The sequence below is a fragment of the Romboutsia sp. MSSM.1001216sp_RTP31141st1_G3_RTP31141_220114 genome, from assembly GCF_039031195.1.
Taxonomy (GTDB): Bacteria; Bacillota; Clostridia; order Peptostreptococcales; family Peptostreptococcaceae; genus Romboutsia_C; species Romboutsia_C hominis.
The window spans coordinates 1-26,422 of the sequence record NZ_JBCIUO010000002.1; the positions used below are offsets into that span (position 1 = coordinate 1).

Sequence of the window (26,422 nt, forward strand, 5' to 3'; positions counted from 1 at the left end):
TCCACAGATGAACCTATTACAGCAACCGTTTTTCCACCACCTTTTATACAGCCCATATGCGAGTATGAGTCTATACCAGTAGCTAATCCGCTAACCACATTTATATTCATTTCTGATAATTTACTACTAATTGTTGTTGCACAGTGTTTACCATATGCAGTTGCTTTTCTTGATCCAACCATAGCAATTGATAGCCCTTCATTTAAAAGGTTTATATTTCCTTTATAATATAATAACTTTGGTGCATTATATATATTTTTTAGCTTACTTGGGTAATGATTATCTTCTATACTTACATATTTTATATTTCTCTCTCTTAATTTTTCTTTTATATTATCTAAATAAGCAAGACTTTTATATTTTACTATATTTTCCTTAATATTTAAATTTATATTTTCCATTTCATTTATTTCTTTATCACTTAAATGAATTATATCTTCTACTTTTAATCCATTTTTTAGCATTTTATCTATTATGTTATTACTTATCTTATCTATTGATTTTAGCCATAAATAAGCATCTTTTTTATCCATATGAGTCTCCTATTTAAAATATGTGTAATAAGCTTTTCTAAATGAAAAAGCTTCCATTATATGACTTGAATTTATATTTTCACTTTCTTCTAAGTCTGCTATAGTTCTCGATACTTTTAATAGTTTAGTGTAACTTCTGTTACTTAATTTATATTTTCCTAATATTAGATTTAATGTACTTAAACCATCACTTTCTAGCTTACAATAATCTAGTAACTTTGATGATTTTATCTCATCATTAGTTTTAATTAAATCATTTTCAAATCTTTTATTTTGAATAATTCTTGCTTTCTCCACTCTATCTCTTATAACATCAGAATTTTGTGAATTATCACTCTTAATTAACTCGTCATATGGTATTGAGTTAACTTCCACAAATATATCAAATCTATCTAATAGTGGTCCTGATAATTTATTTATATATCTATCTATGTCAATTTTTTTACATCTACACTCCTTATCGGACATAAAATATCCACAAGGACAAGGGTTCATAGCACCTACTAAAAGCACATTACAAGGATAGGTTATATTTTGCTTCACTCTAGATATATTAATAACTTTATCTTCTATAGGTTGTCTTAATGTTTCAAGTATTTTTCTATCAAATTCAGCTATTTCATCTAGAAATAATACACCTCTATGAGATAAAACAATTTCACCTGGAGTCGCTTTTTGACCCCCTCCTATTAATGCTTGCTTAGTTGAAGTGTGGTGTGGTGATCTAAAAGGTCTTTTTGTAATAATACCTTCATTATCAGAAGTCATTCCACATGCACTATAAATTTTAGTAACTTCTAACATTTCATCTTTTTGAATTTTCGGAAGAATCGTTCTTATTCTTTTTGCTATCATAGTTTTTCCCGAACCTGGAGGACCAATCATTAACATGTTATGATTTCCTGCTGCTGATATTTCTGCTGCTCTTTTTACAAAATAATTACCATAAACATCTTTAAAGTCTTCATCATAACCTATATTTTCTTTTCTATCTTGTTTTTTAGTTTTTATAATTTCATCTTTATCTATATCTATATCACCATTTAAATAGTCTATACATTCTTTTAAGCTGCTAACAGGTATTATATCTATACCATCAATAAAAGAACTTTCTAATATATTATCTTTAGGTATAAATACTCTTTTTATCTTGTTTTCTTTAGCCCCTATTACCATAGGAAGTATTCCTTTAACTTTTCTTATATTTCCATCTAAAGATAATTCACCTATAAACAAACTACTATTTAAATACTCATCATCTTTTTTTATAAGATTTTTAAGTATACCAATGGCTATTGGCAAATCAAAATAAGCTCCTTCTTTTTTCATATCTGCAGGAGATAAATTTATTACTATTCTAGAATTTAAAAACTTATATCCACTATTTATTATTGCTGATTTAACCCTATCTCTTGATTCTTTTATTTCTACTCCTGCAAGACCTACAATATTAAAACAGGGTATACCATTTTGTATATCAACTTCCACCTTAACAATAAAAGATTCTATTCCTATTAAATTACTTGAATTTATAATACTTAGCATTTTAACTCCTCTAAAAAGCATTTTCTATATGGTTAATCTTTTTATCCATAAAATATACTTCTATAACATCAAATCGAATTTTACTATCATAAATTTTTTTTGCAAATATATAATGTTTTGCTGTATTTGTTATCTTTTTTATTTTTTTATTATTTATTGCATCTCTTCCATATCCAAATCTTAAATCCATTCTTGATTTAACTTCTACAAATACTAATTCATCTTCAAATTTTGCTATTATATCTATTTCTCCACTTTTTATTCTATAATTAGTATCTAATACCTTAAATCCTTTTTGTATTAAAAATTCACAAGCTATTTTTTCTCCTAAATTACCTTTTTCTTTATTATTCATAGCTTCTCCTAATTCAAAAACTTTTTTGTAATTATATCCTCCTATATATTTATGTATACTACTTTTTACTTTTTTTGATTGAATTTTTTATAAGTTGCTACTAATATTACTTGTAGAGGGGGGATTTTAATGTCTAGGTCTAAAAGACTTATTTATAAAAAGAAAAAGAAAAGATTATTAAAAAATAGAATTATCTTTTTATCTTCTTTCCTTTTTATACTAACTTTTTCATTTTTAATATTTACATATGGTAATAATCAAAAAAATAATAATACTACATCAAGTAATCCTAAAGTTGTACAAGCTCTATCTTCAGCTAAAGAAACTTCGACTCTCACCTTAAGCACTGCAGGAGATATTATGACCCATATGCCTCAACTTAAAGCTCAGTACGATAATTCATCTAATACATACAATTTTGACAATAACTTTCAGCATGTAAAACACATCTTAGAAAATGACGACTTATCAATAGCTAACCTAGAAACTACTTTAGCTGGTACCTCAGTACCTTATTCTTCTTATCCTACTTTTAATACGCCTGATAATATTATAGATAGTTTAAAATATGCAGGTATTGATATTTTATCTACCATTAATAATCACTCTTTTGACAAAGGTGATTTAGGTGTTAAAAGAACATTGGATATTTGTAAAGAAAAAGAAATAGAAACTATAGGCACCTCTAATAAAAATGAAAATAGGCACATTATAAAAGAAATAAATGATATATCTTTAGGTATAATTGCATTTAGCTATGGTGAAATAATAAATAATAACAAATATTTAAATGGAATAAAAATATCAGATGGATCTAAAGATAATATGAACATATTTGATATGCATGATGTTAACAAGGCTTTTAATACTATAAAAAAAGAACTAGATAAAATAAGAAATACAGATACACAAATAGCTGTTTTACATTGGGGTAATGAATATCAAAGGATTCCCAGTAAATTTCAAAAAGAGTTAGCTCAGAAGCTATGTGATTATGGAGTAGATATAATAGTAGGTTCTCATCCTCATGTTGTACAACCTGTAGAAATAATACGTTCTAAGGATAATTATACCAATACCTTAGTTATATATTCTTTAGGAAACTTCATATCAAATCAAAGACAAGAACTTTTAAACACACCTTACACAGAAGATGGCCTTATAGTATCTATCGAACTTACTAAAGATCATACAAAAAATCAAACCTTAATATCATCAGTAAATTGTATTCCAACTTGGGTCAATAAATATAAAGGCTTTAACAAGGATGTATATGAAATAATTCCAATATACTCTAAAGAACAACTACTTGAAATTAACAATTTACCTATGGAAAGACTAAAACTTTCTTATGAAAATACAGTATCTCAAATAAAAACTTCAGATATAATTAAAGTTCCGCAAAATATTTTTGAGCAAAAGTAAAAGTCTCTCCTAATTATTAGGAAAGACTTTTATTTTTATATCTATTTATATATAACCTTTTCATCTATATCATCTATACTTTGACATCCTGTTAATATCATAGTTGAACTTAATTCATTTTTAAGTTTTTCTACATAAGATTTAACACCTTCTGTTTGACCTCCAAAAGATGCTGTTACAAATGGTCTTCCTATAAGTACTGCATCTGCCCCTAGTCCTATCATCTTAAGAACATCTACACCACTTCTAATTCCACCATCTACAAGTATAGTTATTTTTCCTTTTACTGCCTTAGATATATTAGGAAGTACATCTGCTGCTCCAGGAGTACAGTCTAAAACTCTACCACCATGATTAGATACAACTATTGCATCAACTCCAGCTTCTACTGCCATTAAAGCATCCTCAACCGTCATTACCCCTTTTAATATAAATGGTAAATTTGTAGACTTTTTAAGCCCTTTTATAGCATTTACATCTTTAGGTACAACCTTTTTACCATGCATTGAAAGTGTTACAAGACCACATGCATCAATATCTACACCTACTGCTATTGCTCCTGCTTCTTCTGCAAGTTTTATTTTATTTATTATATCATGATTTTCCCAAGGCTTTATAAACACTATACCTTTACCATTATTTTCTTTAAGTACTTTTAAATTCTCTATTAAAAATTCATCTATAGCAGTATCCCCTACCATAGCATATACCCCTGAATCAATGCATCCTTTAACTACAGGCTCTATATATTCTCTTTCTGATATTTGGCCACCCATATTTAAAGTTGTTCCTGTAATTGGTGCAGCAAATATTGGAGCATCCATTTTTTGACCAAATAACTCTACACTAGTATCAGGATTACATACATTGTGTACTACCCTCATATTTATCTTAACTTTTTCTAAACTCTTATAATTTTCAGTGAAAGCTGATCCGCTTCCCTTACCTCCCATACCAGGCACTTCTCCTGCACAGGCTACACCATTACAAACTTTACAAACCCTACAGCTTCCATTAAACTTTTCTCTAGCATTTTTTTCTAGTTCTTTAAAATTCATCTTAACTTCCCCCATCTTAAATTGTATAGTTTCATTATAATTTATGGTACTTTTATATTTGTATTAATTATAGCACATTTTTTAAGAAACTCTTTCTATGTATAGGAGTTATACCATGTTTTTCTATAGCTTCATAATGTTCTTTTGTTCCATATCCTTTATGTCCTTTAAATCCATATTCAGGGTACATCTCATCATACTGATACATTAAATTGTCCCTTGTAACTTTTGCTAATATACTTGCTGCAGCTATTGATATAGATTTTGAATCCCCTTTTATTATAGGATTTTGAGCAATATCTACTCCTGGTATAGTAGCTGCATCTATTAATAGATAGTCTGGACTTTTCTTTAAGCAGTTTAAGGCTTTTTTCATAGCCATATAAGTTGCATTTAATATATTGAATTCATCTATCTCTTCATTATTTACTATTCCTATACCATAATCTAGGGCTTCTTCTTTTATTATATCAAATAGTTCTTCTCTTTTAGCTTCACTTAGCTTCTTAGAATCATTTATTCCTTCTATCTTAGTTCCTTGTTTAAATACTACAACACTAGCTACCACAGGCCCTGCTAATGGACCACGTCCTGCTTCATCTATACCACCTATATATATATATCCTTTTTCATAACCTTCATTTTCAAATTCGTTTATTTTTTCTAATCTCTCTTCTTCTCTTCTTATAGCATCTAATTTTTTAGCCATTTTTACAGCTAAACTTTGAACTGATTTTCTCTCGTCTATTTTCAAAATTTCTATATATTTCAAATATTCATCAGTACTTATATTTTCTATTATTTCTTTAATTTCTTTTACACTTTTATCTTTCATAAATTTCTCCTTGGATTACTTTATATTGTCTATTTATATATAAATATATATTTTTATTTCCTTCTATTAATATATTAACATATATTTGATAAACTATAATATAGTTCATTGTTTATATATTTATACCTTATAAATTTATAAAATAAAAAATCGTTGGTAATTAAACCAACGATTTTTTATTTTATCCAACTCTATTAATATCAGCACTTGATAAATCTTTAGATGTTGGTATAAAGTTACCTACTAATGATCCTATTAATACTGGAACTATCCAGTTAAATCCTAGTGGTGCAAAAGGTAATTTTGTTACAAGTGGTATTGATATTCCCATTGAATTAGCAACAGTTAATACACTTATAAGTAATGCAGCATATGTGGCACCTTTGAATGCATTATCATTTTTAATTCTTTTACCGAATATTGTCATTATAACTAATACAACTGTCGCTGGGTATATCATATCTAATATTGGAGCTGAGAATTGTATTATTGTACTTACTCCAAAATTTGAAACTATTGCACTAAATATACAAACTACTGTAACTATAACTTCATACTTTAATCTTCCATTAGTTATTTTTTCAAAGTATTGAGCAGTAGCTGATGTAAGACCTATAGCTGTCGTTAAACATGCTAAACCTACTATAAGTGCTAGTATTATTTTTCCTGGTTGTCCAAGTAAAGATGCAGTCATCTCTACTATTAAAGATGTTTGAGATACATCTACTCCATATATTTTAGAAACTGTAGCTCCAAGATATGTTAGTCCTCCATATACTAAACATAGACCTAAAGCTGCAACCATTCCTGCTTTTAATGTTAACTTAACTTTTTGATTTTCTTCTGTATATCCTTTATTTACAAGAGATCTTATTACAACAGTTGAAAGTGCTACTGCACCTAACGCATCCATTGTTTGATATCCTTGCTTAACTCCTTCGGCAAATACTCCATCAATCATAGGACTTGGATTTATTTCGCCTAATGGAGATATTATCCCTTTAACTATTAAAACACCTAAAGCTACTAATAATGCTGGTGTTAAAAACTGGCCTATTATGTCTACAACTTTTGATGGCTTTATAGTTAGTACAAATGTAATAGCAAAGAATATTACTGAGAATAATACCGGATTAAATCCATTAAATAAAGGGTGAACTCCCATTTCGAAAGTTGTTGCTGCTGTTCTTGGTATTGCTAATAATGGTCCAAGACATATCATTATAGCTGAACCTAAAATTATTGCTAATGTTTTTCCTGATCTTCCCAGAATTTTACTTACTTCTCCATTACACTTTGCTGATGCTGTTACTGCAAGTAATGCAAGTCCTACATCGGCTAGTATAAATGCTACAAATCCTATTAGCCAACTAGATCCTGATATTACTCCTAAATATGGAGGAAATATTAGGTTCCCTGCTCCAAAGAACATGGCAAATAGTGCAAATCCTACAACTACTACATCTTTAGTTGTTTTGTTCATATTAACGCCCCCTTAAATTCCTTCGAATTTACATAGATAAGTTTAAATATTAAATTATTTTTATATTAATAAATTATTTAATATTTCGAATTAAGTATAACATCTTTATTTTCAAAACGTCAACAATATTAAAAATATACTAACTTTTTTAAATATTCTGTATATTTTCATTTTCGCTTTATATTGTATCATTTTTCTACAAATATCTTTCCCTATTTCATATTTTTTATTACCTTTTTCAATATTTTCAGTATATTTTTTAATCTTATTTAAATTTTACAATATATGGTTTAATACTGTCAATTCATTTTTGTTATTTTTCTAACTATTCTATTTTTTACAATTATATTTTAATAACGTTTTCTTACTATTTTCAATAGTTTGAGCGTTATTTTATATTTCTAAATTTTTTTATTATTTTGTATAAAAATATCTAAAAGAATGTAAAAAAAGCATAGATAATTATCTATGCTTTTTCATTAAATTACAGCTTCTTGTTTGTGTACTTTTTCATCTTCTTTTTCTGCTTTTAATTCTCTATATAAAACAAATGCTGTTATTGCAGTTGCTAGAAAATCTGCTACTGGTTGAGCATACCAAACCCCATCTAATCCAAAGAATTTTGGAAGAATCATAATCATAGGCATAAGTAATATAAATTGTCTAAGTAAACTTAAGAACATTGCTATTTTAGCCTTACCTATAGATTGTATATAGTTTGATCCTGTTATAGATATTCCTATTATAGGTATCATTAATAGATATATTTTAGCTCCATTAATTGATACTTCCATAAGCTTAGGATCTTTATTAAACATTCCTACTATAACATCTGGTATAGTTTGTATTAATATCCATCCTGCAGTTAATATAACTATAGATATTAATGCAGATATCTTGAAAGCTTTATTTGCTCTTTTATATTTTCTTGCACCAAAATTAAATCCTATTATAGGTTGGGCACCTTGGTTAAGACCAAATATTGGCATTAAGAATATCATTGATATAGACGATATTGTAGCCATAGCACCTATAGCTAAATCTCCCCCATAAATTTTTAAAGCATTATTTGATATAACTTGAACTAGACTTGTAGCAAGCTGCATGGCAAAAGGTGCTGACCCTATAGCAAATATTATTTCAACTAAATGTTTATCTAGCTTTAAACTAGACTTATGAAACTTTAGATTAGATTTACCTCTTGCATAATACATAAGACCCCATAAAGCAGTTACTATTTGAGATGTTACTGTCGCAATAGCTGCTCCTTGTATACCTAATTTAAATCCAAATATTAATACTGCGTCTAAAACTATATTTGTCATACATCCTACTATCATTATTAATGCTGCAAGTTTTGGATTTCCATCACCTCTGATGGTATTGTTTAATGTATACGCTAGTACATTAAATATAGTACCACCTAAAATTATATATATATATGATTTCGCATAACCAATTGTACTACTACTTGCACCAAATATTCTAAGTATTTGATCTCCAAATACTATACCAAATACACTTATTAATAACCCTATTATTATTGATAAAGTTATGCTATTTCCTATAATCTTTTCTGCATCTTCTTTTTTTCCTTGACCTAATTTTATAGATATATTAGTAGTAGCTCCTATACCTACCAACATTGCAAAAGCTAACATTATAGTCATTATAGGAAGACATACTCCAACACCAGTTATAGCTAATGGTCCAACACCTGGTATATTACCTATAAATATTCTATCTACTACATTATAAAGTGCATTTACCATCATACCTATAATAGCTGGAACTGAATATTTTAGTAATAATTTACCAATGGACTCTGTTCCTAGTATTTGTTCATTTTTCATAATTTTCCCTCCTTTATATTGCACTACATATTTTTTTCAATAATATAATCATATTTTCTGATTCTTCTTTGTCTAAATTAGACGTTATAACTTCTTCCCAACTAGACATTATTGTATAAATATCATTTTTTAAGTCTTTGCTTTTATCTGTTAAATATACCTTATATGCTCTTTTATCATCTATGTTCTTTTCTCTTATTAAAAATCCTTGTTCTTCTAGCTTCTTTATCGCTCTTGCAGTTGTTCCTTTATCTATATTTAACACATCTGATAGTTCTTCCTGATTTCTACCATCCTGTCTATAAAGTTCTAATAAAAACATAACTTGCCCAGAACCTATTCCTAATTCATTTAATCTCTTTGATATAAATGAATTACCTTTTCTATATATTTGAGATATATATCTACCTATATGTTCTCGTTTTTTACCCAAAAAATCACCACCTAAATATAACACATATTTTAGAGTAGTTGCATAGACAACTATATTAGTATATCTCATTTTAGTTGTTATTGCAACTATTTTATTATATAATTTTTTAACTTTGATTAAATCACTTAAACTCAAAACATGTTGTAATATAAATACCAACTATATTTCATAGAAAGTAGTTTTTTTAAAGGATACAAATCCCGAAATATCAATATATACATGTGAACAAAAACTGTAAAAATAAATATATAACCTTAATTGAATTTTTCATAAAAGAAATAGATACTATCAAGAAAACGCAAAAAAATAAATAATAGTGATTGGTCTAAAAGCAATTAGGTTCTTCATCAAATATCTTAGTTAATACATTAAGAATTTTAAATATATTACTAAGATAAACTATTAATTAGAAATACTGCTATTTATAGTTATTTTTATGCTAAATTATCACAAAATTCTTTAATATAGCCTAATTAAAATAAAAAGTTGCTCCTTTAAATTTAAGGGAGCAACTTTTTATATACGTAAATATTTTAGGCTTATATTTTTTATTATATAGAATATTAATATCCTATGATTTATTGATTAAAATTGTTCATCATTAAATGATATTTTTCCATCAAAGTACTTATCTTCTTCATCTTTTAAATTAAACTTACCTATAAGTTCCTTTAACATTTGAGCTTGTGCAGATAATTCTTCACTTGCAGCAGCACTTTCTTCAGCAGTTGCTGAGTTAGTTTGTACAACTACAGATATTTGTTCAACACCAACATTTACTTGACTTATATGATTAGCTTGTTCATTACTTACATCTGCTATATACTGTATAACATTTGCTGAATTTTTAGCGCCTTCAACTACTGCTTCAAGAGATTTAGCAGTATCTGAAACTATTATAGTCCCCTTTTCTATAGCTTTAAGTGATTTTTCAATTAATTCTGCTGTATCTTTTGCACTTTGTGCAGATTTAGCAGCAAGATTTCTAACTTCATCTGCAACTACAGCAAATCCTTTACCAGCTTCTCCAGCACGTGCTGCTTCTACGGCTGCATTAAGTGCTAATATATTTGTTTGGAATGCTATATCATCAATATTTTTAATTATATTTCCTATTTCATTTGATGTAGTATTTATATCATCCATTGCAGTAATCATTTCTTTCATTTGTTCTTTACTTTTATCTGTTGCCTTACTTGCTTCTAGAGATATATCCTTTGCTCTTAATGCATGTTCTGCTGTTTCTTTTATTTGTGATGAAACTTCATTTATAGTTGCTGAAAGTTCTTCAATTGAGCTTGCTTGTTCTGTAGTACCTTGAGAAAGTACTTGTGCTCCTTCTGATAATTGATAAGAACTAACTGCTACTTGTTCACCAGCTTCATTTATTTGTATTAAAGTGTTATTTAAATCATATACTATTTTATTTAAAGCTATCAATATAGGCTCAAAGTCTTTTACAAATAGATTTTTGTATTCTTCGCTATCTGCATGAATATCTAAATTGCCATCACTAACTTCTGTTAATATATATGTTAAAGCATTTATCATACTTCTAAAATCATTAACTATTTTATATGTAGCATCTGCTACTAGACCTATCTCATTTTCTTCATCTATAACTGGGACCTCTGAGTTTAGATCTCCTTGAGCTAACTTATTTAATCTTTCACTACATTCTTTTAGTGGATTTCCTATTTTTTTAGAGAATCTTATAGCCACAAATATAGCTAAAACTGTAACTACTACAGTCAATATTCCTGTATATATGATTGATTTATACATCTCACCAAGGAAATCACTTTTGTTTACCATTATACCCATACCCCATCCATTACTATTTTTTACTGGGGCATATCCTAAAATCCAATCTTCACCATTTAAATTTGCATCAGAAAATCCTGTTTCTCCTGAGATAAGCTTTTCATCTGCTTGTGCAAAAGGTTTTAGACTTTCATTACTTTCTGCTTCTTTTATAGTATTTTTTGCATTAACTAAACTTGCATCTCTATGAGCAATTGTAGTTCCTTGATTATCTACAAGATAAGCATAACTATTTTCACTTATATCTATGCCTCTAACTATATCATTTAAATAATCTTTATCTAAATCAAAAGTTACAACTCCCACAACTTTACTATTTTCTACTCCATTTTCCCAAATAGGTGCTGAAACTACTAGTATATTCTCTCCTGTTACCTTACTAAGAACTGGACTACCTAAATATGCCTTACCATTTATAGAAGCTTTAAAGTAATCTCTGTCAGAGTAATCGTTTCCACTAAAAATATCTTTTCCATTTGTATCTATTATTTGACCCACTTTCATTCCATATAATTTTTCTTGTCTATCTATAATACTTTCTTTTTCTTCCTTACTTACTTTTGGGTCTGAAATTTCCTTAATAATACCTGTTTGAATTGTTGCATTTTTTATATTTGTAATTTTTTGAGTTGCAGTTTGTGCTGCTTGCTTAGTAGTTTCTACTATGGTTTTTGATAATACACTGTTAGCACTCTTATAATTTAAGTAACTTGTAACAGTACCTAAAAGTAAACAACTTATAACTGAAAAACTTACTATTATCAAAGTTAGTTGATTTTTTATACTTTTGCTTTTGCTTTTACCTTTTATCCTATGCCATAACTTAGTTTCCATTAATTGCCTTCCTCCTCTTATCACACTTATTTTCATCCATTCTTTTCATTAGATAACCCTGCATTATAAATCATTAGATTTTAAATATACTCATTCCAAATAATTTATTCACCTCAAACCTTCCATATTAAAATTTGCTCTCATTAAATCATTTAAGATTTGTTGATTTTGTTTTGTGCTAAATATCATAATATAATTTCCATATTATGGTTAATAATACGGACATTTCTATAATTTATTTAGACTTATTAATAACTATTTCTACTACAAAAGTTTAAAATATACCTTATAATTACATGTACAGCGTCCCTAGTACTATATAAGTATAAGCAACAGCTACAAGTAAAACTTAAAATGAGAAACAAATATGGTAGTAACAGTAACTAAAAATTCATTAAGATTAAAACTAAGATTTGATTGTATAAAAATTAAGAAACATGTAAGATAATAGTAAAAAATAAGACTTATTCAAATATAAACCCATGTTCACTCAATGATGGTGTACATACAGTAGGAGTTATATTATCACTTAAAAACTTTACATTATTAGAAGTATTAAAATAGATAATTCAATATTATCCTAATAAAAATTCACTTCGCTCATTTTGTATAATTAAAATTTATAGAGAATAATTTTATAGAAATTAAAAAGAAATTATTAATGAGTTTTAAAATTACATCAGATAAAATGGATCAGTAGATGAGCCTAAAGTAGATTTGACAGAAGAAGAAATAAAAACAGCTATGTCTATTATACTTTCTAAAAATATATTAGGTAAAAAATAAAGGTAGAGCTTTTGCTCTACCTTGTTTTTAATTAAGTATACTAATTACAAAGTTTTCTAACAGAACCTTAATTTTTTATATCTTCTGGAACCTCTAAAGTTATTTTTCCTATTTTACCATCTCTAAACTCATTTAATACAGTAGTTGCTATACGAGTATAATCTAACTCTTTTCTTCCTGTTACAAATCCTCTTTTACGTCCTATCATATCCATAGTTTCTATATCACTATTACCTAGTTCCTCTAACTTATATCTAACTTTTAATTTTTCTGGCTCTATCTCCATAAGCTTTCCTATAAGTCTTAAAGCAAGTGTATCAATATCTAGTATTTCATCTTTTATTGCCCTACAAAACGCTAAATTAAGGGCTACATCTTGATCTTCAAATTTAGGCCAAAGTATACCTGGTGTATCTAATAATTCTAGGTTTCCTTTTAATCTTACCCATTGTTTACCTTTAGTAACACCTGGCTTATCTCCTGTTACTGTACTTTTTCTACCTGTTAATTTATTTATTATAGACGATTTACCTACGTTTGGTACTCCAACTATCATTATTCTTATAGGTCTTTCTTTTCTACCTTTTTCTTTTAATGCATCCATCTTATCTTTAGTTACATTTTTACACTCATCTATTAATTTATTAAGACCCATACCTTTAATAGTATCTATTGGTATAGCTTTTATACCTTTTTCTTTATAGTATTTTATCCATCTATCAAGCTTTGCTCTATCTGCTAAGTCACTTTTATTTAATATAACAACTCTTGGTTTATTTCCTGCAAGTTTGTCTATATCTGGATTTTTACTACTAAATGGTATTCTAGCATCTAAAAGTTCTACTACAACATCTACTAATTTTAAATTATCTCTAACTAAGTCCTTAGTCTTTTTCATGTGTCCTGGATACCAGTTTATATGTAAATTATCGTCTCTTAGATATTCATCATAATCGGTCCTCATTTTATCTCCTCTTGCCATGATTATCACTCCTTTTTATATTAATTCGCTCATTTTATTTCAACTTATCTATTATACCATAATATTTTTTTATTTGCTTGTTTAATATTTGATACTGCATTACTTCTATTATAACTATAACGTATATTTTTTAAACCTCTTTATATATAGAGAAAAAACTAGCATATTATACTTTTACATACTTCCTAATGTTTGATTAATAATAAGCATAAATTTCATGTGAAAAATCTATAGATATTTCTATAATTCCTTGTATAATAATATTTTATATATAAAAAAAGGACTGTAAATCAGTCCTTTTTATCTATAGTAAAGTTTAATTATCTAGCTTCTTTTATCTTAGCAGCTTTACCTACTCTACCTCTTAAGTAGTTTAACTTAGCTCTTCTTACTTTACCTTTTCTAGTTACTTCTATCTTTTCTATTCTTGGAGTGTGAACTGGGAAAGTTCTTTCTACACCAACGTTGAAAGATATTTTTCTAACAGTGAAAGTTTCTTTTATTCCTCCACCTTGTCTCTTTAATACTACACCTTCGAATACTTGTATTCTTTCTCTTTTACCTTCAACTATTCTAACGTGTACTCTTACTGTGTCCCCAGGTCCAAAGTTAGGAACTTCTTTCTTTAATTGCTCTTGCTCTAATGATCTTAATATTTCGTTCATTTTTTTCCTCCTGATATCATAGACATTCTTAATTACTGACCAACGTAACAGAGGAATGCCCGTTTTTTTCAACATTTAAAATTATACTATACTTTAAACTTATTTACAAGCTTTTTTGTACAAGTCTGGTCTTCTTTCTTTAGTTATTTTTATAGACTGTTCATGTCTCCAATTATCAACATTTTTGTGATTTCCAGATAATAAAACATCCGGCACTTCTAACCCCATAAATTCTCTAGGTCTAGTATAATGAGGGTACTCTAATAAATTATCTTTGAAAGATTCTTCTTCAAAAGATTCATTTTGGCTTAGTACTCCTGGTATTAACCTTGATATAGAATCTATCAATATAAGAGCTGGTAACTCTCCTCCTGTTAATACATAATCTCCAATAGATATTTCATCTGTTACTATTAAATCTATAATTCTTTGATCTATGCCTTCATAATGTCCACAAAGTAATATTATATCTTCTTCTGTAGAAAATTCTTGTGCTATGGACTGGCTATGCACTTTACCTTTAGGTGTTAGATATATTACTCTAGGATTATTTATACCATGAGTATCAATAATATGTTTATACGTATCATATATAGGTTGAGGAGTCATAACCATACCTGCTCCCCCTCCAAATGGGTAATCATCTACTTTTTTGTGCTTACTATTTGAAAAATCTCTAATATTATATATAAATACTTCTATTTTTCCTTTTTCAATAGCCCTTTTCATTATACTTTCACTCATATAAGAGTTAAATATATCAGGAAATAATGTCATTATATGAAATCTCATTTTATCACCTAGTCTAACATACCTTTTATAGGATTTATTATCATTTTCTTCTCATTAATATCTATAGTAGGTACAAATTGCATAACAGCTGGGATTAAGTATTCTTTGTTATTTTCATCTTTTACAACATATACATCATTAGCAGCATATTGTAAAACTTCTGCTAATTTTCCTACATATTGCCCATCAACAGTTTCTACATCTATTCCTATCATATCAGCTACAAAGAATTCATCTTCATCAAGTTCTCTAGAATTTTCTCTAGATACATATATAAATTTATCCCTTAATTTTTCTGCATCTTCTATTCTATCGATACCTTTTATTTTCATTATTACCATATTTCCTTTATATCTTACCCTTTCAACTTCTAAAGGATTTTCTCTGTCTTTTCCTATGTAAAATTCTTCTAAATCATCAAATCTATTTATATCATCAGTATAACTATAAACTCTAACTTCACCTTTTAACCCTTGTGTATTGACTATTTTTCCTATTTTAAAATGTGTTACTTGTGTCATTATCATTCTCCTTAAAGATAATATTTTATATGTTCTTTCTATAATTTTATTATATATTATGCACTATAAAACTATAGTCTATAAGTTCTTAATACATTAAAAGGATTAGGTATATACCTAATCCTTTTAAACTATATCAAGAGAAACTTTAACATTCTCTTTGTTAGCAACGGCTTTTACAACAGTCCTTATAGACTTAGCTATTCTACCTTGCTTTCCGATAACTTTTCCCATGTCATCCTGAGAAACTTTTAGTTTTAATGTTATTTCCTCATTGTGTCTGACTTCTTCAACTATTACAGCTTCAGGATTGTCAACTAGAGCTTTAGCTATCTCTAACACTAGCTCTTTCATATACTCATCTCCTAATAAAGCTTATTATTTTTTAGAAGCTTCGAACTTTTCCATAACACCGTTGTTAACTAATAAAGTTTTTACAGTGTCAGTTGGTTGAGCACCATTTGATAACCACTTAACAGCTTTCTCATCGTTTATTTTAACTTGCTTTGGTTGAGAAACTGGGTTGTAGTATCCTATTTCCTCTATGAATTTTCCATCTCTTGGAGATCTAGAATCTGCTACTACTATTCTGTAGAAAGGTTTTTTATTTGATCCCATTCTTTTTAATCTTATTTTAACTGCCATTACAGTCACCTCCGAAAATTTTTATTTTGCTTATTTATTTAAAGAAAGGAAGTCCGGCAAAACCGCCCCTTTTCTTCATACTTTTTTGAGAGCCTGTAAACATCTTCATCATCTTCTTCATCTCATTGAATTGTTTTAAAAGTCTGTTTACATCTTGAACAGTAGTTCCACTACCTTTAGCTATTCTTCTTTTTCTAGAAGCATTTAGCAAACTTGGGTCTTTTCTTTCTTCTTTTGTCATAGATTGAACAATGGCTTTAGTTCTTTTCATTTCTTTACCATTTAAATCTACATCTCCAAGTTGGTCTTTTATATTCCCTATACCTGGAATCATACCTAATATTTTATCAAGAGGACCCATATTTTGGATTTGCTCCATTTGTTCTAAGAAATCTTCAAAATCAAGTTCTTGTTTTTTAATCTTTTCTTCTAATTCCTTAGCTTTATCTAAATCAATATTTTCTTGTGCCTTTTCTATTAAGCTAAGTATATCACCCATACCTAATATTCTTGAGGCCATTCTATCTGGATGGAAAGGTTCTAAATCATCTAATTTTTCACCCATACCTATGAATTTTATAGGTTTTTGTGTTACGGCTCTTATTGAAAGTGCAGCACCACCTCTAGTGTCTCCATCTAGTTTTGTTAGTATTACTCCATCTACACCAAGAGTTTCATTGAAGCTTTCTGCAACATTGACTGCATCTTGTCCTGTCATTGAGTCTACTACTAATAGTATTTCATGAGGTTTAACTTCAGATTTTATAGATTTTAATTCATCCATTAAGGCTTCATCTATATGAAGTCTACCTGCTGTATCTATTATAACTAAGTCATTGTTATTTTTTATTGCATGACTTAATCCTGCTTTTGCTATGTTTACTGGACTTTCCTTATCACCCATATTGAATACTGGTATATCTAACTTTTCTCCAACAACTTGTAACTGCTTTATAGCCGCTGGTCTATAAACGTCACAGGCAACAAGTAAAGGTTTCTTACCTTGTTTTTTGAAATATCCTCCAAGTTTTCCAGATGTAGTTGTTTTACCTGCACCTTGAAGACCTACCATCATTATTATAGTTGGTGGTTTTGGAGATATTACTATTTTACTAGCTACATCACCCATTAGGCTTGTAAGCTCTTCATTTACTATTTTTATTACATGTTGTGCCGGAGTTAAACTCTGCATAACTTCTTGCCCAACACATCTTTCTTGCACCTTCTTTATAAAATCTTTTACAACCTTAAAGTTAACGTCCGCCTCTAAAAGAGCAAGTTTAACTTCTCTCATAGCATCTTTTACGTCTTTTTCGGTTAATTTACCTTTAGATTTTAATTTATCAAGTGCACCTTGCAATTTATCTGATAATCCTTCAAATATCATTTTAACATCTCCCTACATACATCTTCTATATTTTCTAGCTTAGGGATTAAATTAGCACAATCTCTATTTTGCAATAAATTTTGTTTAATGTCAACAATTTTATCTTGTATATTTTTTACAAAATTTTCTTGTTCTTTATGTTTATGAACTAAATTTAATTTACTCTCGTAGTCTTTTAGTATTTTTTCTGAACGCTTAAGAGTATCATATACTCCTTGTCTTGATACATTCAGATTTTCACTAATTTCACCTAGAGAATAGTCTTCTTCATAGTAAAGTGAAACTATTTCTCGCTGCTTATCAGTAAGTAGTTCTTTGTATTGTTCAAACAACAATCCAATCTCAACCATTTTTTCTATATTCATCTCTTTACACTTCCCAGTAAATTACTGTAAAGGTTAATTACTTTACACATTGTATTTTATATCATATATAAAGTATTGTCAATATAGAATTAGCTTATTTTTTGCTTTATTATTGACATTTTATTTTTGCTAATTTAGTTCCCAAATAATGCATCTGAAAATGCTTTTGCATCGAAATCTTGTAAGTCTTCTACCTTTTCTCCTACACCTATAAGTTTTACAGGTACATCTACCTCACTCTTAACTGCAAGGACAACACCACCCTTAGCAGTACCATCTAGTTTAGTTAATACTATTCCTGTTATATCAGCAACTTCTTTAAATGTCTTAGCTTGTGCTACTGCATTTTGACCTGTCGTTGCATCTACTACTAATAATACTTCTTTTTTAGCTTCCGGGAATTCTCTATCAACTATTTTAAATACTTTTCCTAACTCATTCATAAGGTTAGCTTTGTTGTGAAGTCTTCCTGCTGTATCACATATTAATAAATCTACTTTTCTAGCCTTTGCAGCTTTAACTGCATCAAATATTACTGCACCTGGATCTGCTCCTTCTTGATGCTTTATTATATCTACATTGCTTCTGTTTGCCCATACTTCTAATTGTTCTATAGCTGCGGCTCTAAATGTATCACCAGCTGCAAGTAAAACTTTTTTACCTTCTGATTTATATCTATTAGCTAATTTACCTATAGTAGTTGTTTTACCAACACCATTTACTCCAACCATCAGTATTATAGTAGGTGAATGAGTAACATCTAATTTTTGATTTTCTTCTCCTAATAATTCTTCCACTACTATCTTTAGTTCATTTCTTACATCCATAGGATCAGTTATACCTTTAGACTTTATCTTATCTCTAAGGCTGTCTATTATATTCATTGTAGTATTAACACCAACATCAGCAGTTATTAAAATTTCTTCTAATTCTTCTAATAACTCCTCATCTACTTTTGTATATGATTTTAATACATCATCTATTCTATCAGTTATACCTTTTTTAGCCTTAGTTAAACCTTCTTTTAATCTATTAAATAGATTAACTTTCTTTTCTTTTTGTTGTTTTTGTACTTCTTCTACTACCTCTATTTCTTCAATAGATTCTTCTTTAGTTTCTTTATTTTCATCTACTATTTCTATTTTTTCTTCAATAGATTCTTCTTCTAAATCTTTTATATCTTCTTTAATGTCTTTCTCTATATCTTCTTCATCTTCTTTTATAGTTTCTTCTATAACTTTAATTTCTTCTGTATTTGCCTTTTCATTTATTTCATTAGCTTCTTCTATAGGATCTGCTTCTTTTATATCTTCTTCAATTAAGTTTTCTTCACTTACTAACTCTTCAACTTCTTTATTTTCTTCTTTTTTCTTTCCAAAATTAAATAACTTCTTAAACACTTATCTTCCTCCTAAATATGATTTTAACTAATCCTTTTATATTATATCAGTCATTTTTTCTGCTTCATTTAGCTTTAAGCTAAGAACTTTAGATATTGCTTTTTCCTGCATAGTAACACCATATATGTAATCTGATGCCTCCATAGTCCCTCTTCTATGTGTAACTGATATAAATTGAGTGTCTTGAGATAGTTCTTTTAAAAATTCACCAAATCTAAATATATTAGCATCATCTAATGGGGCTTCTATCTCATCTAATATACAAAACGGCGTAGGTTTTGCAAGTAATATAGAAAATAATATACTTATAGCTGTAAGTGCCTTTTCTCCACCTGATAATAAATTTAGGTTTTTCATTTTCTTTCCTGGTGGTTGTGCTACTATTTCTATATCACTTTCTAATATGTCCTTTTCATCTAATATTATAAGTTCTCCTCGTCCTCCACCAAATAGTCTTTTGTAAACCATTTTAAAGTTATCATTTATTTCATTAAACTTGACTTTAAACTCAGTTTTCATATTACTCTCAAGTTCTTCTATAAGATTTTCTATAGCTTCTATTGATTGCTCTAGGTCTTGTTTTTGTTCACTATAGAAGTCATATCTTTCTTTAACTTCTTCATATTCTTTTATGGCATCTATATTAACATTACCTAAATTCCTTATTTCTCTTTTTAAAGATTCTAATTTCTTTTTATCAATTTCAATGCTAGTATCTTTTATATTCATAGCATCAGCTACAGTCAACTCGTACTTTTCAAATAAGTTGTTTATATAATCTTCTTTAGAAACTTTTATTCTATCTATTTTAGATTCTACTTTAAATAAACTTTCTTTTAAATCTATATACTGTCTATCTATGATTTTAAGATTTTTATTATGTTCTTCTAGTTTTTGCTTTAGATCTTCTTTTGCTAATTTTCTATTTTCTAGATTTCTACTGTTGTCGCTTAATTGTTTATTTAAGCTAACTTTTTCTGTTTCTTCTATTACTGTCTCTTCTCTAAGCTTAGATATTTCTATATTTTGATTTTCTATAGATTTTTCTATATTGCCTTTTTTAAGTCTTAGTTCTTCATTTTCATTCTTTATTCTTTTAATATCTGCATATATAGATTCTAAAACTTGCTTATCCTTAACTAATTTTAGATTTAGATTATCATGCTTTTCTCTATCTTTTTCATAGTAGTCATTTGATTTTTTTAATTCTAAGCTTAGTTTTTCTATGGTTTCTTTATTTTCTTCATGCTCTTTGTCCATTTTTTCTATTTCAATTTTAACTATATCTAATTTATCTTTAGTATATTTTAAATTCGAAATAAGTCCATCTTTTTCATTTTGTAGTTTATTAATACTTATATTTATATTTTTTATTTCTTCTTCTACTCTATTTAATTTAGAACTTTCTATTATAATATTTTTTTCTAACTCTTTTACTTCTTCTTCTATTTTTAAAATATCATTTTTCTTTGTTGATATATTATTATCTTTTTCTTGTTTCTGTTTAATAAATTCTTTTGTTTCTTTTTTAGCATCTTCAAGTTTTTGAGAATATTCATTTATAAGTCTTTTTCTAGATAATATACTTGTATTATTTTTGAAACTACCTCCAGTTAATGACCCTCCTGGATTTAATATTTCTCCATCTAAAGTAACAACTTTATATCTATGACCTGTTTCTCTTGCAAACTTTATACCTTCATCTATATTATCTATTATTATAGTCCTTCCCAGTATATTTTCTATTATATTTTTATACTTTTCATCATAAGATAATAAATCACTAGCTATGCCTATAAATTTAGTATTACTTTTTATAGTACTTGGGTTTATCTTATTTGCTTTTATTGTATTTAGAGGTAAGAATGTTACTCTACCTAGATTATTTTTCTTTAAATAGTTTATAGCTATCTTGGCACTATTTTCATCACTAGTGATTATATTTTGTAAGTATGCACCAAGTGCAGATTCTATTGCTTTTTCGTATTTCTCACTAGTTGTGATAACTTGTCCTAAAGCTCCATGTATACCTTTTAAAGATTTATTTTTTAATACTTCTTTTACACCTTTATTAAATCCTTCATTATGATTTTCCATGTCTATATAAATATTAAGCTTAGAATTATAATTGTTTATACTATAGTTACCATCTTGAATTTGCTTTTCTAATTTTTTACTATGATTTATAAGCTCTTCTAAAGTATTTTTATTTTCCAATTCCTTTAGCTTTAATTTTTCTAATTCAGCATTTTTTTGACTAACATTTAGTTTAATATCATTTAGTTCTGTGAATTTTTCATTTAAATCACTTTTTACTTCACTAATCTCTAAGTCTATAGATTTATCACGAGAATTTATATTCTCCATATTGGCACTAAGTGTTGACAATCTATTACTAGATTCTTGTTTTTTATTTAAAAGGTTTATTATCCCATCTTTTAAACCTTCTATTTTACTATTTACCTTTTCTATACTTTCTTTTTTACTTAAATTATTTTTATCCAATAAATCTATATCTTCAGTTAGAGACTTTATTGTATTCTCTTTTTCTATCTTATTTATCTCTAAATCCTTAATTAAATTTTCATTAGAAGATATTTTATTTCCTATTTCACTTAACTCATTTTCACTTTTTAATATACTTTCATTTAAATTTTTAATTTTTTCATTTATAAGATTTAATTGAGCATCTTTCTGAGATATAACACTTTTTATACTGTTTATATAATCTATCGATTTATTTATATTCTCACTTATATCTTCAACTTCTTTAGATGTTTCATTTAAGTTATTTTCTAACTTTACCTTTTGGTTGTTAGTTTCTATAGCTTGTTCTTCTAATAGTTTACTGTGTTTTAGCGCTTCATTTAAATCTTTTTCTAGTAAATCTATTTCTTTTATATAGCTATTTACTTCTATAGTCTTTAATTTATCATTAAGTTCTATATACTTTTTAGCTTTTTCCTGTTGAGAAAATAGTGGTTTTAGCTGATTTTCTATTTCTATATAGATATCTTCTATTCTCTCTAAATTTTCCTTAGTATTTTTTAAATTTCTCTCAGCTTCTTGTTTTTTATATCTAAACTTTGATATTCCACAAGCTTCATCAAATACTTTTCTTCTATTTACAGGATTATTGCTAAGTATTTCATCTACTTTACCTTGTTCTATTATTGAGTATCCATCTTTTCCTATACCCGTGTCTAAAAGTAATTCTTTTATATCTTTAAGTCTGCAAGGTTTATTATTTAAAAAGAATTCACTTTCTCCACTTCTATATGCTCTTCTTTTTATAGTTATTTCACTAAAATCTATATTTAATTTATCTTCAGAATTATCTATAGTTAACGAAACTTCACAGTAGTTCATTGCTTTTTTGGTATCAGTTCCTGCAAATATTACATCTTCTAATTTGTCTCCTCTTAGACTTTTTATACTCTGTTCTCCAAGTACCCATCTAACAGCATCAGATATATTACTTTTACCACTTCCATTTGGACCTACTATTGCAGTTATCCCTTGATTAAATAATATATCTGTTTTAGTTGGAAAGGATTTAAATCCCTTCAATTCTAACCTCTTTAAATACAACTTCGTCTCTCCCTTCAATAATAAAACTAAAGGTTATAAATATTACATAATTTTATATATATATCTTTAAAACTAGTTTTAATTACTTTTTCATCATCTATTACTATTTCTAAGCTATCTAAATCAATATTAGCTTCTTTTGTTTTTAATATTATGTTTAATTTTTCTTTTAAATAATTAGTATTTGTCTTTTTATTACCTATTATTTTTGATATGTTCTTTTTATTAGTATTTACTACTATTTTACTTGTAGCTTTATTTTCTATAACAATACTTTCTAAATAATCTTTTATCATAGCCCCTTCTACTAATTCTCTAAAGGCTGGATGATATGGACCATCAACTACAGCTTTTCCTATTTGTATATCATCAGTAGCTTGGAGTCCAACTCTTATTACATTTATATTATTGACATAAAATAAAGCTAAAAGCTTTTTAACAATATCAACACTTTCTTCTAAAGAAAATGAATTATATTGCTTTCTATTTAATAAATCTTCTAAACCTGTCTCTTTAACAACTAGAGTAGGATAAATTCTTACGCAGTATGGGTCAAGTTCTATAAACTTTTTAGCTGTATTTATACATTTTTCCTCTGTATCTGAAGGTAGACCTACCATCATCTGAAGTCCTAGGTTTATACCATTTTCTTTTATTAATTTAGAACTTTTAAATACCTGTTCTGCATTATGGCCCCTTATGCTATCTCTTAATACATCTTCATCTAAAGACTGTACTCCAAGTTCTATTATACTTACACTATACTCTTTTAACATATCTAATATTTCTTGACTTATGCAGTCTGGTCTTGTTGACATTCTTATATCCTGTACTAAACCTTTGTCTACATACTCTTTAGCTACAGATAATAAATTTCTTTGTATATCAACATCTATAGCAGTAAAACTTCCTCCAAAGAAAGCAATCTCCACAATTGCATCTTTATCAATTGTTTCTAGATATTCCTCTACGATATTTCTTACGTCAGAGCTAGTTATATCTGTACTAACACCTGTTATCTTTTTTTGATTGCAAAATATACAATCATGAGGACATCCTCTGTGAGGAACAAATATAGGTATTATTCTTCTTTTCATATTTCATCATCCTTTATATTGTTACTTGTAGAGCTTTTTTAGCTGCTATTTGCTCTGCTTCTTTTTTACTTTTTCCTTCTCCAACACCTAAGACTCTTTCATTTATTCCAACTTCCATTATAAATCTTTTATTATGATCTGGTCCTTTTTCATCTACTAATCTATACCATATATTACTTTCACCTTTTCCTTGTAAAACTTCTTGAAGGTGAGTCTTATAATCTCTAAATATTTTACCTTTTCTTGAATCACAGATTATTCCTTCCATGTATTTTAGTATAAATACCCTAGCTGGTTCTAATCCTCCATCTAAGTATATTGCAGCTATTACAGCCTCAAAAGCATCTGCTAATATAGACATTCTATATCTACCACCAGTAGCTTCTTCTCCTTTTCCTAGCAACATATATATTCCTAGATTTATCTCATTTGCTGCTTCACTTAAAGATTCTTCACAAACTATATTTGCTCTTAACTTTGTTAATTCTCCTTCTGGTAAATTTCTTTCTTTTTTAAATAAATATTCACTTACTACTATACTTAGGACAGAGTCTCCTAAAAACTCAAGTCTTTCATTAAAATCATACTCCTTATTTTCATTTGAGTACGAACTATGAGTTAAAGCTTCTAATATATACTCTTTATTTTTAAATTTATATTCTATTATATTTTCAAACTCATCTATATTCTTTAATATATCTTTTTTTAACTTCATTTTATTACCTCCGAGTTAATTATCTCTAGATTATAGTGTACTATTTTTCAACAAGTATTGCAAAATAAAAAATTTACTTGTCTACTTTAATATTCACACTTATTTTTAAATTTATAGTTTCCTTATAATATATTTTAAAAAGAAAAGCCTATGAGATATTCTAATAACTCATAGGCAATCTTATATTAATCTAACTAATTTTCATCTATATCATCGCAACAATTAATACACATACAATCTTCATCGTCTGCTGATAGTATTATTCCTTGACAGTTTGGACAAACGATATCAACCTCATCATCATATAGAAGTTCTTCATCTACTTCTACTAAGTCTTTACAATTTGGACATTCCATTTCTATAAAGCTAAGGTCCCCTTCTTCATCTTCGTCTATTTCTGAATCACTATATATATCATCTTCTATATCACATAAATCTTCATCTATAGATTCAACATACTCAGTTAAATCTGCTTGCTCTTCATCTAATTCAACTATTGCATCTGCAAAACTATCTAAAACGTCTATTATCTTATGTATTATTTTTCCTTCTTTACTTTCAGAGCTTATGTCCATCCCTTCAGCTAATCCTTTTAGGTATGCAACTTCTTCAAATAGGTATTTCATATGTAACCCTCTCCTTCTTTTGTAAGTATAAAATTAAAAGCCCGTATATCTTTATTATTAAGATATACAAGCTTTTTATACATAAATTATTAAACTCTTGATAAATATTCACCAGTTCTAGTATCTATCTTTATCTTGTCACCTTCATTTATAAATAATGGAACTTGAACAACAGCTCCAGTTTCAACTGTAGCTGACTTAGTTACGTTACTAGCTGTGTCTCCTTTTATTCCTGGTTCAGTTTCAGTTACTTCTAATTCTGCAAAGTTAGGAGCTTCAACTTGGAAAGCTTGTCCTTGGTAGAATCTTATTGTAGCAACCTCATTTTCTTTTAAGAATTTTATAGCTTCTTCAACTTGTACATAATCTAAAGGTATTTGATCAAATGTTTCTTGATCCATGAAGTAATATAATTCTCCATCATTGTATAAGTATTGCATTGGTCTTGTTTCTATATGAGCTTTAGGGAATTTATCACTTGGGTTGAAAGCTTCTTCTCTTATAGCTCCTGTTTTTAAGTTTCTATATTTAGTTCTTACGAAAGCTGCACCTTTACCTGGTTTAACGTGTTGGAAGTCAACTATTAAACATGGTTGTCCGTCTTTTTCAAATGTTACACCTTTTCTAAAATCACTTGCTGATACCATTTTGGTCCCTCCATAAAAATAAATT

Annotated in this window: 25 protein-coding genes; 2 read left to right on the forward strand and 23 right to left on the reverse strand. The window is 27.8% G+C overall.

Translation table 11 applies throughout. The features are described 5' to 3' along the window. From ABCP60_RS05465 to ABCP60_RS05475, 3 genes are all read right to left on the reverse strand, one after another. Positions 1 to 533: DNA-processing protein DprA (locus tag ABCP60_RS05465; RefSeq protein ID WP_343101440.1), on the reverse strand; the 533-nt coding region annotated here is incomplete at its 3' end. 9 nt (positions 534 to 542) lie between these two features. After that, positions 543 to 2,078, reverse strand: coding sequence for a YifB family Mg chelatase-like AAA ATPase (locus ABCP60_RS05470; RefSeq protein WP_195237286.1), 1,536 nt, complete (start codon positions 2,076 to 2,078; stop codon positions 543 to 545). 10 nt (positions 2,079 to 2,088) lie between these two features. Further along, positions 2,089 to 2,433, reverse strand: a complete 345-nt coding sequence (locus ABCP60_RS05475; protein WP_166505823.1) for a YraN family protein — start codon at positions 2,431 to 2,433, stop codon at positions 2,089 to 2,091. Positions 2,434 to 2,562: 129 nt separating this feature from the next. Here ABCP60_RS05475 and ABCP60_RS05480 point away from each other — a divergent pair, with 129 nt between their 5' ends. Further along, on the forward strand, positions 2,563 to 3,858 hold the full coding sequence (locus ABCP60_RS05480; RefSeq protein WP_343101441.1) for a CapA family protein: 1,296 nt from the start codon (positions 2,563 to 2,565) through the stop codon (positions 3,856 to 3,858). 41 nt (positions 3,859 to 3,899) lie between these two features. Here the strand turns inward: ABCP60_RS05480 and ABCP60_RS05485 are convergent, their stop codons facing one another. The 6 genes from ABCP60_RS05485 to ABCP60_RS05510 form a co-directional block, all read right to left on the reverse strand. Further along, positions 3,900 to 4,916 carry an alpha-hydroxy-acid oxidizing protein gene (locus ABCP60_RS05485; protein ID WP_343101442.1) on the reverse strand — a complete coding sequence of 339 codons (1,017 nt, stop codon included), beginning with the start codon at positions 4,914 to 4,916 and terminating at the stop codon, positions 3,900 to 3,902. Positions 4,917 to 4,983: 67 nt separating this feature from the next. Then, on the reverse strand, positions 4,984 to 5,751 hold the full coding sequence (locus ABCP60_RS05490; protein WP_343101443.1) for a ribonuclease HII: 768 nt from the start codon (positions 5,749 to 5,751) through the stop codon (positions 4,984 to 4,986). Positions 5,752 to 5,932: 181 nt separating this feature from the next. Then, the gene (gene brnQ / locus ABCP60_RS05495) at positions 5,933 to 7,234 is read right to left on the reverse strand and encodes a branched-chain amino acid transport system II carrier protein (RefSeq protein ID WP_166505825.1); all 1,302 of its coding nucleotides are present in this window, start codon (positions 7,232 to 7,234) and stop codon (positions 5,933 to 5,935) included. A gap of 479 nt (positions 7,235 to 7,713) precedes the next feature. After that, positions 7,714 to 9,087 (reverse strand): MATE family efflux transporter, encoded by a 1,374-nt coding sequence (locus tag ABCP60_RS05500; RefSeq protein ID WP_092924537.1) that lies wholly within the window; start codon positions 9,085 to 9,087, stop codon positions 7,714 to 7,716. Positions 9,088 to 9,100: 13 nt separating this feature from the next. Continuing rightward, positions 9,101 to 9,520: a MarR family transcriptional regulator gene (locus tag ABCP60_RS05505; RefSeq protein WP_240275639.1), complete on the reverse strand. Its 420-nt coding sequence runs from the start codon at positions 9,518 to 9,520 to the stop codon at positions 9,101 to 9,103. Between the two features lie 585 nt (positions 9,521 to 10,105). Beyond that, the gene (locus tag ABCP60_RS05510) at positions 10,106 to 12,178 is read right to left on the reverse strand and encodes a methyl-accepting chemotaxis protein (protein ID WP_343101444.1); all 2,073 of its coding nucleotides are present in this window, start codon (positions 12,176 to 12,178) and stop codon (positions 10,106 to 10,108) included. A 717-nt stretch (positions 12,179 to 12,895) separates the two neighbouring features. Here ABCP60_RS05510 and ABCP60_RS05515 point away from each other — a divergent pair. Continuing rightward, on the forward strand, positions 12,896 to 12,964 hold the full coding sequence (locus ABCP60_RS05515) for a hypothetical protein (protein ID WP_092927410.1): 69 nt from the start codon (positions 12,896 to 12,898) through the stop codon (positions 12,962 to 12,964). Between the two features lie 67 nt (positions 12,965 to 13,031). On the opposite strand, the gene ylqF is transcribed toward ABCP60_RS05515, so the two are convergent. From ylqF to efp, 14 genes are all read right to left on the reverse strand, one after another. Beyond that, positions 13,032 to 13,928, reverse strand: a complete 897-nt coding sequence (ylqF, locus tag ABCP60_RS05520; protein WP_092927408.1) for a ribosome biogenesis GTPase YlqF — start codon at positions 13,926 to 13,928, stop codon at positions 13,032 to 13,034. Positions 13,929 to 14,266: 338 nt separating this feature from the next. After that, positions 14,267 to 14,611, reverse strand: coding sequence for a 50S ribosomal protein L19 (rplS, locus tag ABCP60_RS05525; RefSeq protein ID WP_092924533.1), 345 nt, complete (start codon positions 14,609 to 14,611; stop codon positions 14,267 to 14,269). 99 nt (positions 14,612 to 14,710) lie between these two features. Beyond that, a complete protein-coding gene (gene trmD, locus ABCP60_RS05530) occupies positions 14,711 to 15,403 on the reverse strand; it encodes a tRNA (guanosine(37)-N1)-methyltransferase TrmD (protein WP_092924531.1) in 693 nt (230 codons plus the stop codon). 8 nt (positions 15,404 to 15,411) lie between these two features. Beyond that, a complete protein-coding gene (rimM, locus tag ABCP60_RS05535) occupies positions 15,412 to 15,927 on the reverse strand; it encodes a ribosome maturation factor RimM (RefSeq protein WP_195237531.1) in 516 nt (171 codons plus the stop codon). 123 nt (positions 15,928 to 16,050) lie between these two features. Further along, the gene (locus tag ABCP60_RS05540) at positions 16,051 to 16,278 is read right to left on the reverse strand and encodes a KH domain-containing protein (RefSeq protein ID WP_092924529.1); all 228 of its coding nucleotides are present in this window, start codon (positions 16,276 to 16,278) and stop codon (positions 16,051 to 16,053) included. A gap of 24 nt (positions 16,279 to 16,302) precedes the next feature. Next, positions 16,303 to 16,569: a 30S ribosomal protein S16 gene (rpsP, locus tag ABCP60_RS05545; RefSeq protein ID WP_071119726.1), complete on the reverse strand. Its 267-nt coding sequence runs from the start codon at positions 16,567 to 16,569 to the stop codon at positions 16,303 to 16,305. A 34-nt stretch (positions 16,570 to 16,603) separates the two neighbouring features. Then, positions 16,604 to 17,956, reverse strand: coding sequence for a signal recognition particle protein (gene ffh, locus ABCP60_RS05550; protein ID WP_166505827.1), 1,353 nt, complete (start codon positions 17,954 to 17,956; stop codon positions 16,604 to 16,606). Further along, entirely contained in the window at positions 17,953 to 18,321 is a 369-nt protein-coding gene (gene ylxM / locus ABCP60_RS05555) for a YlxM family DNA-binding protein (RefSeq protein WP_092924525.1), read from the reverse strand. Before ylxM ends, ffh begins: the two co-directional genes overlap by 4 nt. A 134-nt stretch (positions 18,322 to 18,455) precedes the next feature. Continuing rightward, positions 18,456 to 19,721, reverse strand: a complete 1,266-nt coding sequence (gene ftsY / locus ABCP60_RS05560) for a signal recognition particle-docking protein FtsY (RefSeq protein ID WP_343101445.1) — start codon at positions 19,719 to 19,721, stop codon at positions 18,456 to 18,458. Positions 19,722 to 19,757: 36 nt separating this feature from the next. Beyond that, positions 19,758 to 23,330: a chromosome segregation protein SMC gene (gene smc, locus ABCP60_RS05565; RefSeq protein ID WP_343101446.1), complete on the reverse strand. Its 3,573-nt coding sequence runs from the start codon at positions 23,328 to 23,330 to the stop codon at positions 19,758 to 19,760. Positions 23,331 to 23,338: 8 nt separating this feature from the next. Further along, complete coding sequence (locus ABCP60_RS05570; RefSeq protein ID WP_092924520.1) at positions 23,339 to 24,409, reverse strand: radical SAM protein; 1,071 nt, start codon at positions 24,407 to 24,409, stop codon at positions 23,339 to 23,341. A gap of 13 nt (positions 24,410 to 24,422) precedes the next feature. Then, positions 24,423 to 25,124 carry a ribonuclease III gene (gene rnc, locus ABCP60_RS05575; RefSeq protein ID WP_092924518.1) on the reverse strand — a complete coding sequence of 234 codons (702 nt, stop codon included), beginning with the start codon at positions 25,122 to 25,124 and terminating at the stop codon, positions 24,423 to 24,425. 194 nt (positions 25,125 to 25,318) lie between these two features. Then, positions 25,319 to 25,750, reverse strand: a complete 432-nt coding sequence (locus ABCP60_RS05580; protein ID WP_092924516.1) for a CD1247 N-terminal domain-containing protein — start codon at positions 25,748 to 25,750, stop codon at positions 25,319 to 25,321. Between the two features lie 89 nt (positions 25,751 to 25,839). Then, on the reverse strand, positions 25,840 to 26,397 hold the full coding sequence (gene efp, locus ABCP60_RS05585) for an elongation factor P (RefSeq protein WP_092924514.1): 558 nt from the start codon (positions 26,395 to 26,397) through the stop codon (positions 25,840 to 25,842). Positions 26,398 to 26,422 lie beyond the last annotated feature (25 nt).

What these genes read in the sequence shown, in the direction of transcription:
- ylxM (WP_092924525.1), bottom strand. Translation starts at nt 18,321, where the DNA reads ATGAATATAGAAAAAATGGTTGAGATTGGATTGTTGTTTGAACAATAC.
- ABCP60_RS05475 (WP_166505823.1), bottom strand. Translation starts at nt 2,433, where the DNA reads ATGAATAATAAAGAAAAAGGTAATTTAGGAGAAAAAATAGCTTGTGAA.
- rnc (WP_092924518.1), bottom strand. Translation starts at nt 25,124, where the DNA reads ATGAAGTTAAAAAAAGATATATTAAAGAATATAGATGAGTTTGAAAAT.
- rplS (WP_092924533.1), bottom strand. Translation starts at nt 14,611, where the DNA reads ATGAACGAAATATTAAGATCATTAGAGCAAGAGCAATTAAAGAAAGAA.
- ABCP60_RS05580 (WP_092924516.1), bottom strand. Translation starts at nt 25,750, where the DNA reads ATGAAATACCTATTTGAAGAAGTTGCATACCTAAAAGGATTAGCTGAA.
- rpsP (WP_071119726.1), bottom strand. Translation starts at nt 16,569, where the DNA reads ATGGCAGTTAAAATAAGATTAAAAAGAATGGGATCAAATAAAAAACCT.
- ABCP60_RS05570 (WP_092924520.1), bottom strand. Translation starts at nt 24,409, where the DNA reads ATGAAAAGAAGAATAATACCTATATTTGTTCCTCACAGAGGATGTCCT.
- trmD (WP_092924531.1), bottom strand. Translation starts at nt 15,403, where the DNA reads ATGAGATTTCATATAATGACATTATTTCCTGATATATTTAACTCTTAT.
- ABCP60_RS05510 (WP_343101444.1), bottom strand. Translation starts at nt 12,178, where the DNA reads ATGGAAACTAAGTTATGGCATAGGATAAAAGGTAAAAGCAAAAGCAAA.
- ABCP60_RS05540 (WP_092924529.1), bottom strand. Translation starts at nt 16,278, where the DNA reads ATGAAAGAGCTAGTGTTAGAGATAGCTAAAGCTCTAGTTGACAATCCT.
- ffh (WP_166505827.1), bottom strand. Translation starts at nt 17,956, where the DNA reads ATGATATTTGAAGGATTATCAGATAAATTGCAAGGTGCACTTGATAAA.
- ylqF (WP_092927408.1), bottom strand. Translation starts at nt 13,928, where the DNA reads ATGAGGACCGATTATGATGAATATCTAAGAGACGATAATTTACATATA.
- ABCP60_RS05470 (WP_195237286.1), bottom strand. Translation starts at nt 2,078, where the DNA reads ATGCTAAGTATTATAAATTCAAGTAATTTAATAGGAATAGAATCTTTT.
- ABCP60_RS05485 (WP_343101442.1), bottom strand. Translation starts at nt 4,916, where the DNA reads ATGAATTTTAAAGAACTAGAAAAAAATGCTAGAGAAAAGTTTAATGGA.
- brnQ (WP_166505825.1), bottom strand. Translation starts at nt 7,234, where the DNA reads ATGAACAAAACAACTAAAGATGTAGTAGTTGTAGGATTTGCACTATTT.
- ABCP60_RS05480 (WP_343101441.1), top strand. Translation starts at nt 2,563, where the DNA reads ATGTCTAGGTCTAAAAGACTTATTTATAAAAAGAAAAAGAAAAGATTA.
- efp (WP_092924514.1), bottom strand. Translation starts at nt 26,397, where the DNA reads ATGGTATCAGCAAGTGATTTTAGAAAAGGTGTAACATTTGAAAAAGAC.
- ABCP60_RS05500 (WP_092924537.1), bottom strand. Translation starts at nt 9,087, where the DNA reads ATGAAAAATGAACAAATACTAGGAACAGAGTCCATTGGTAAATTATTA.
- ABCP60_RS05490 (WP_343101443.1), bottom strand. Translation starts at nt 5,751, where the DNA reads ATGAAAGATAAAAGTGTAAAAGAAATTAAAGAAATAATAGAAAATATA.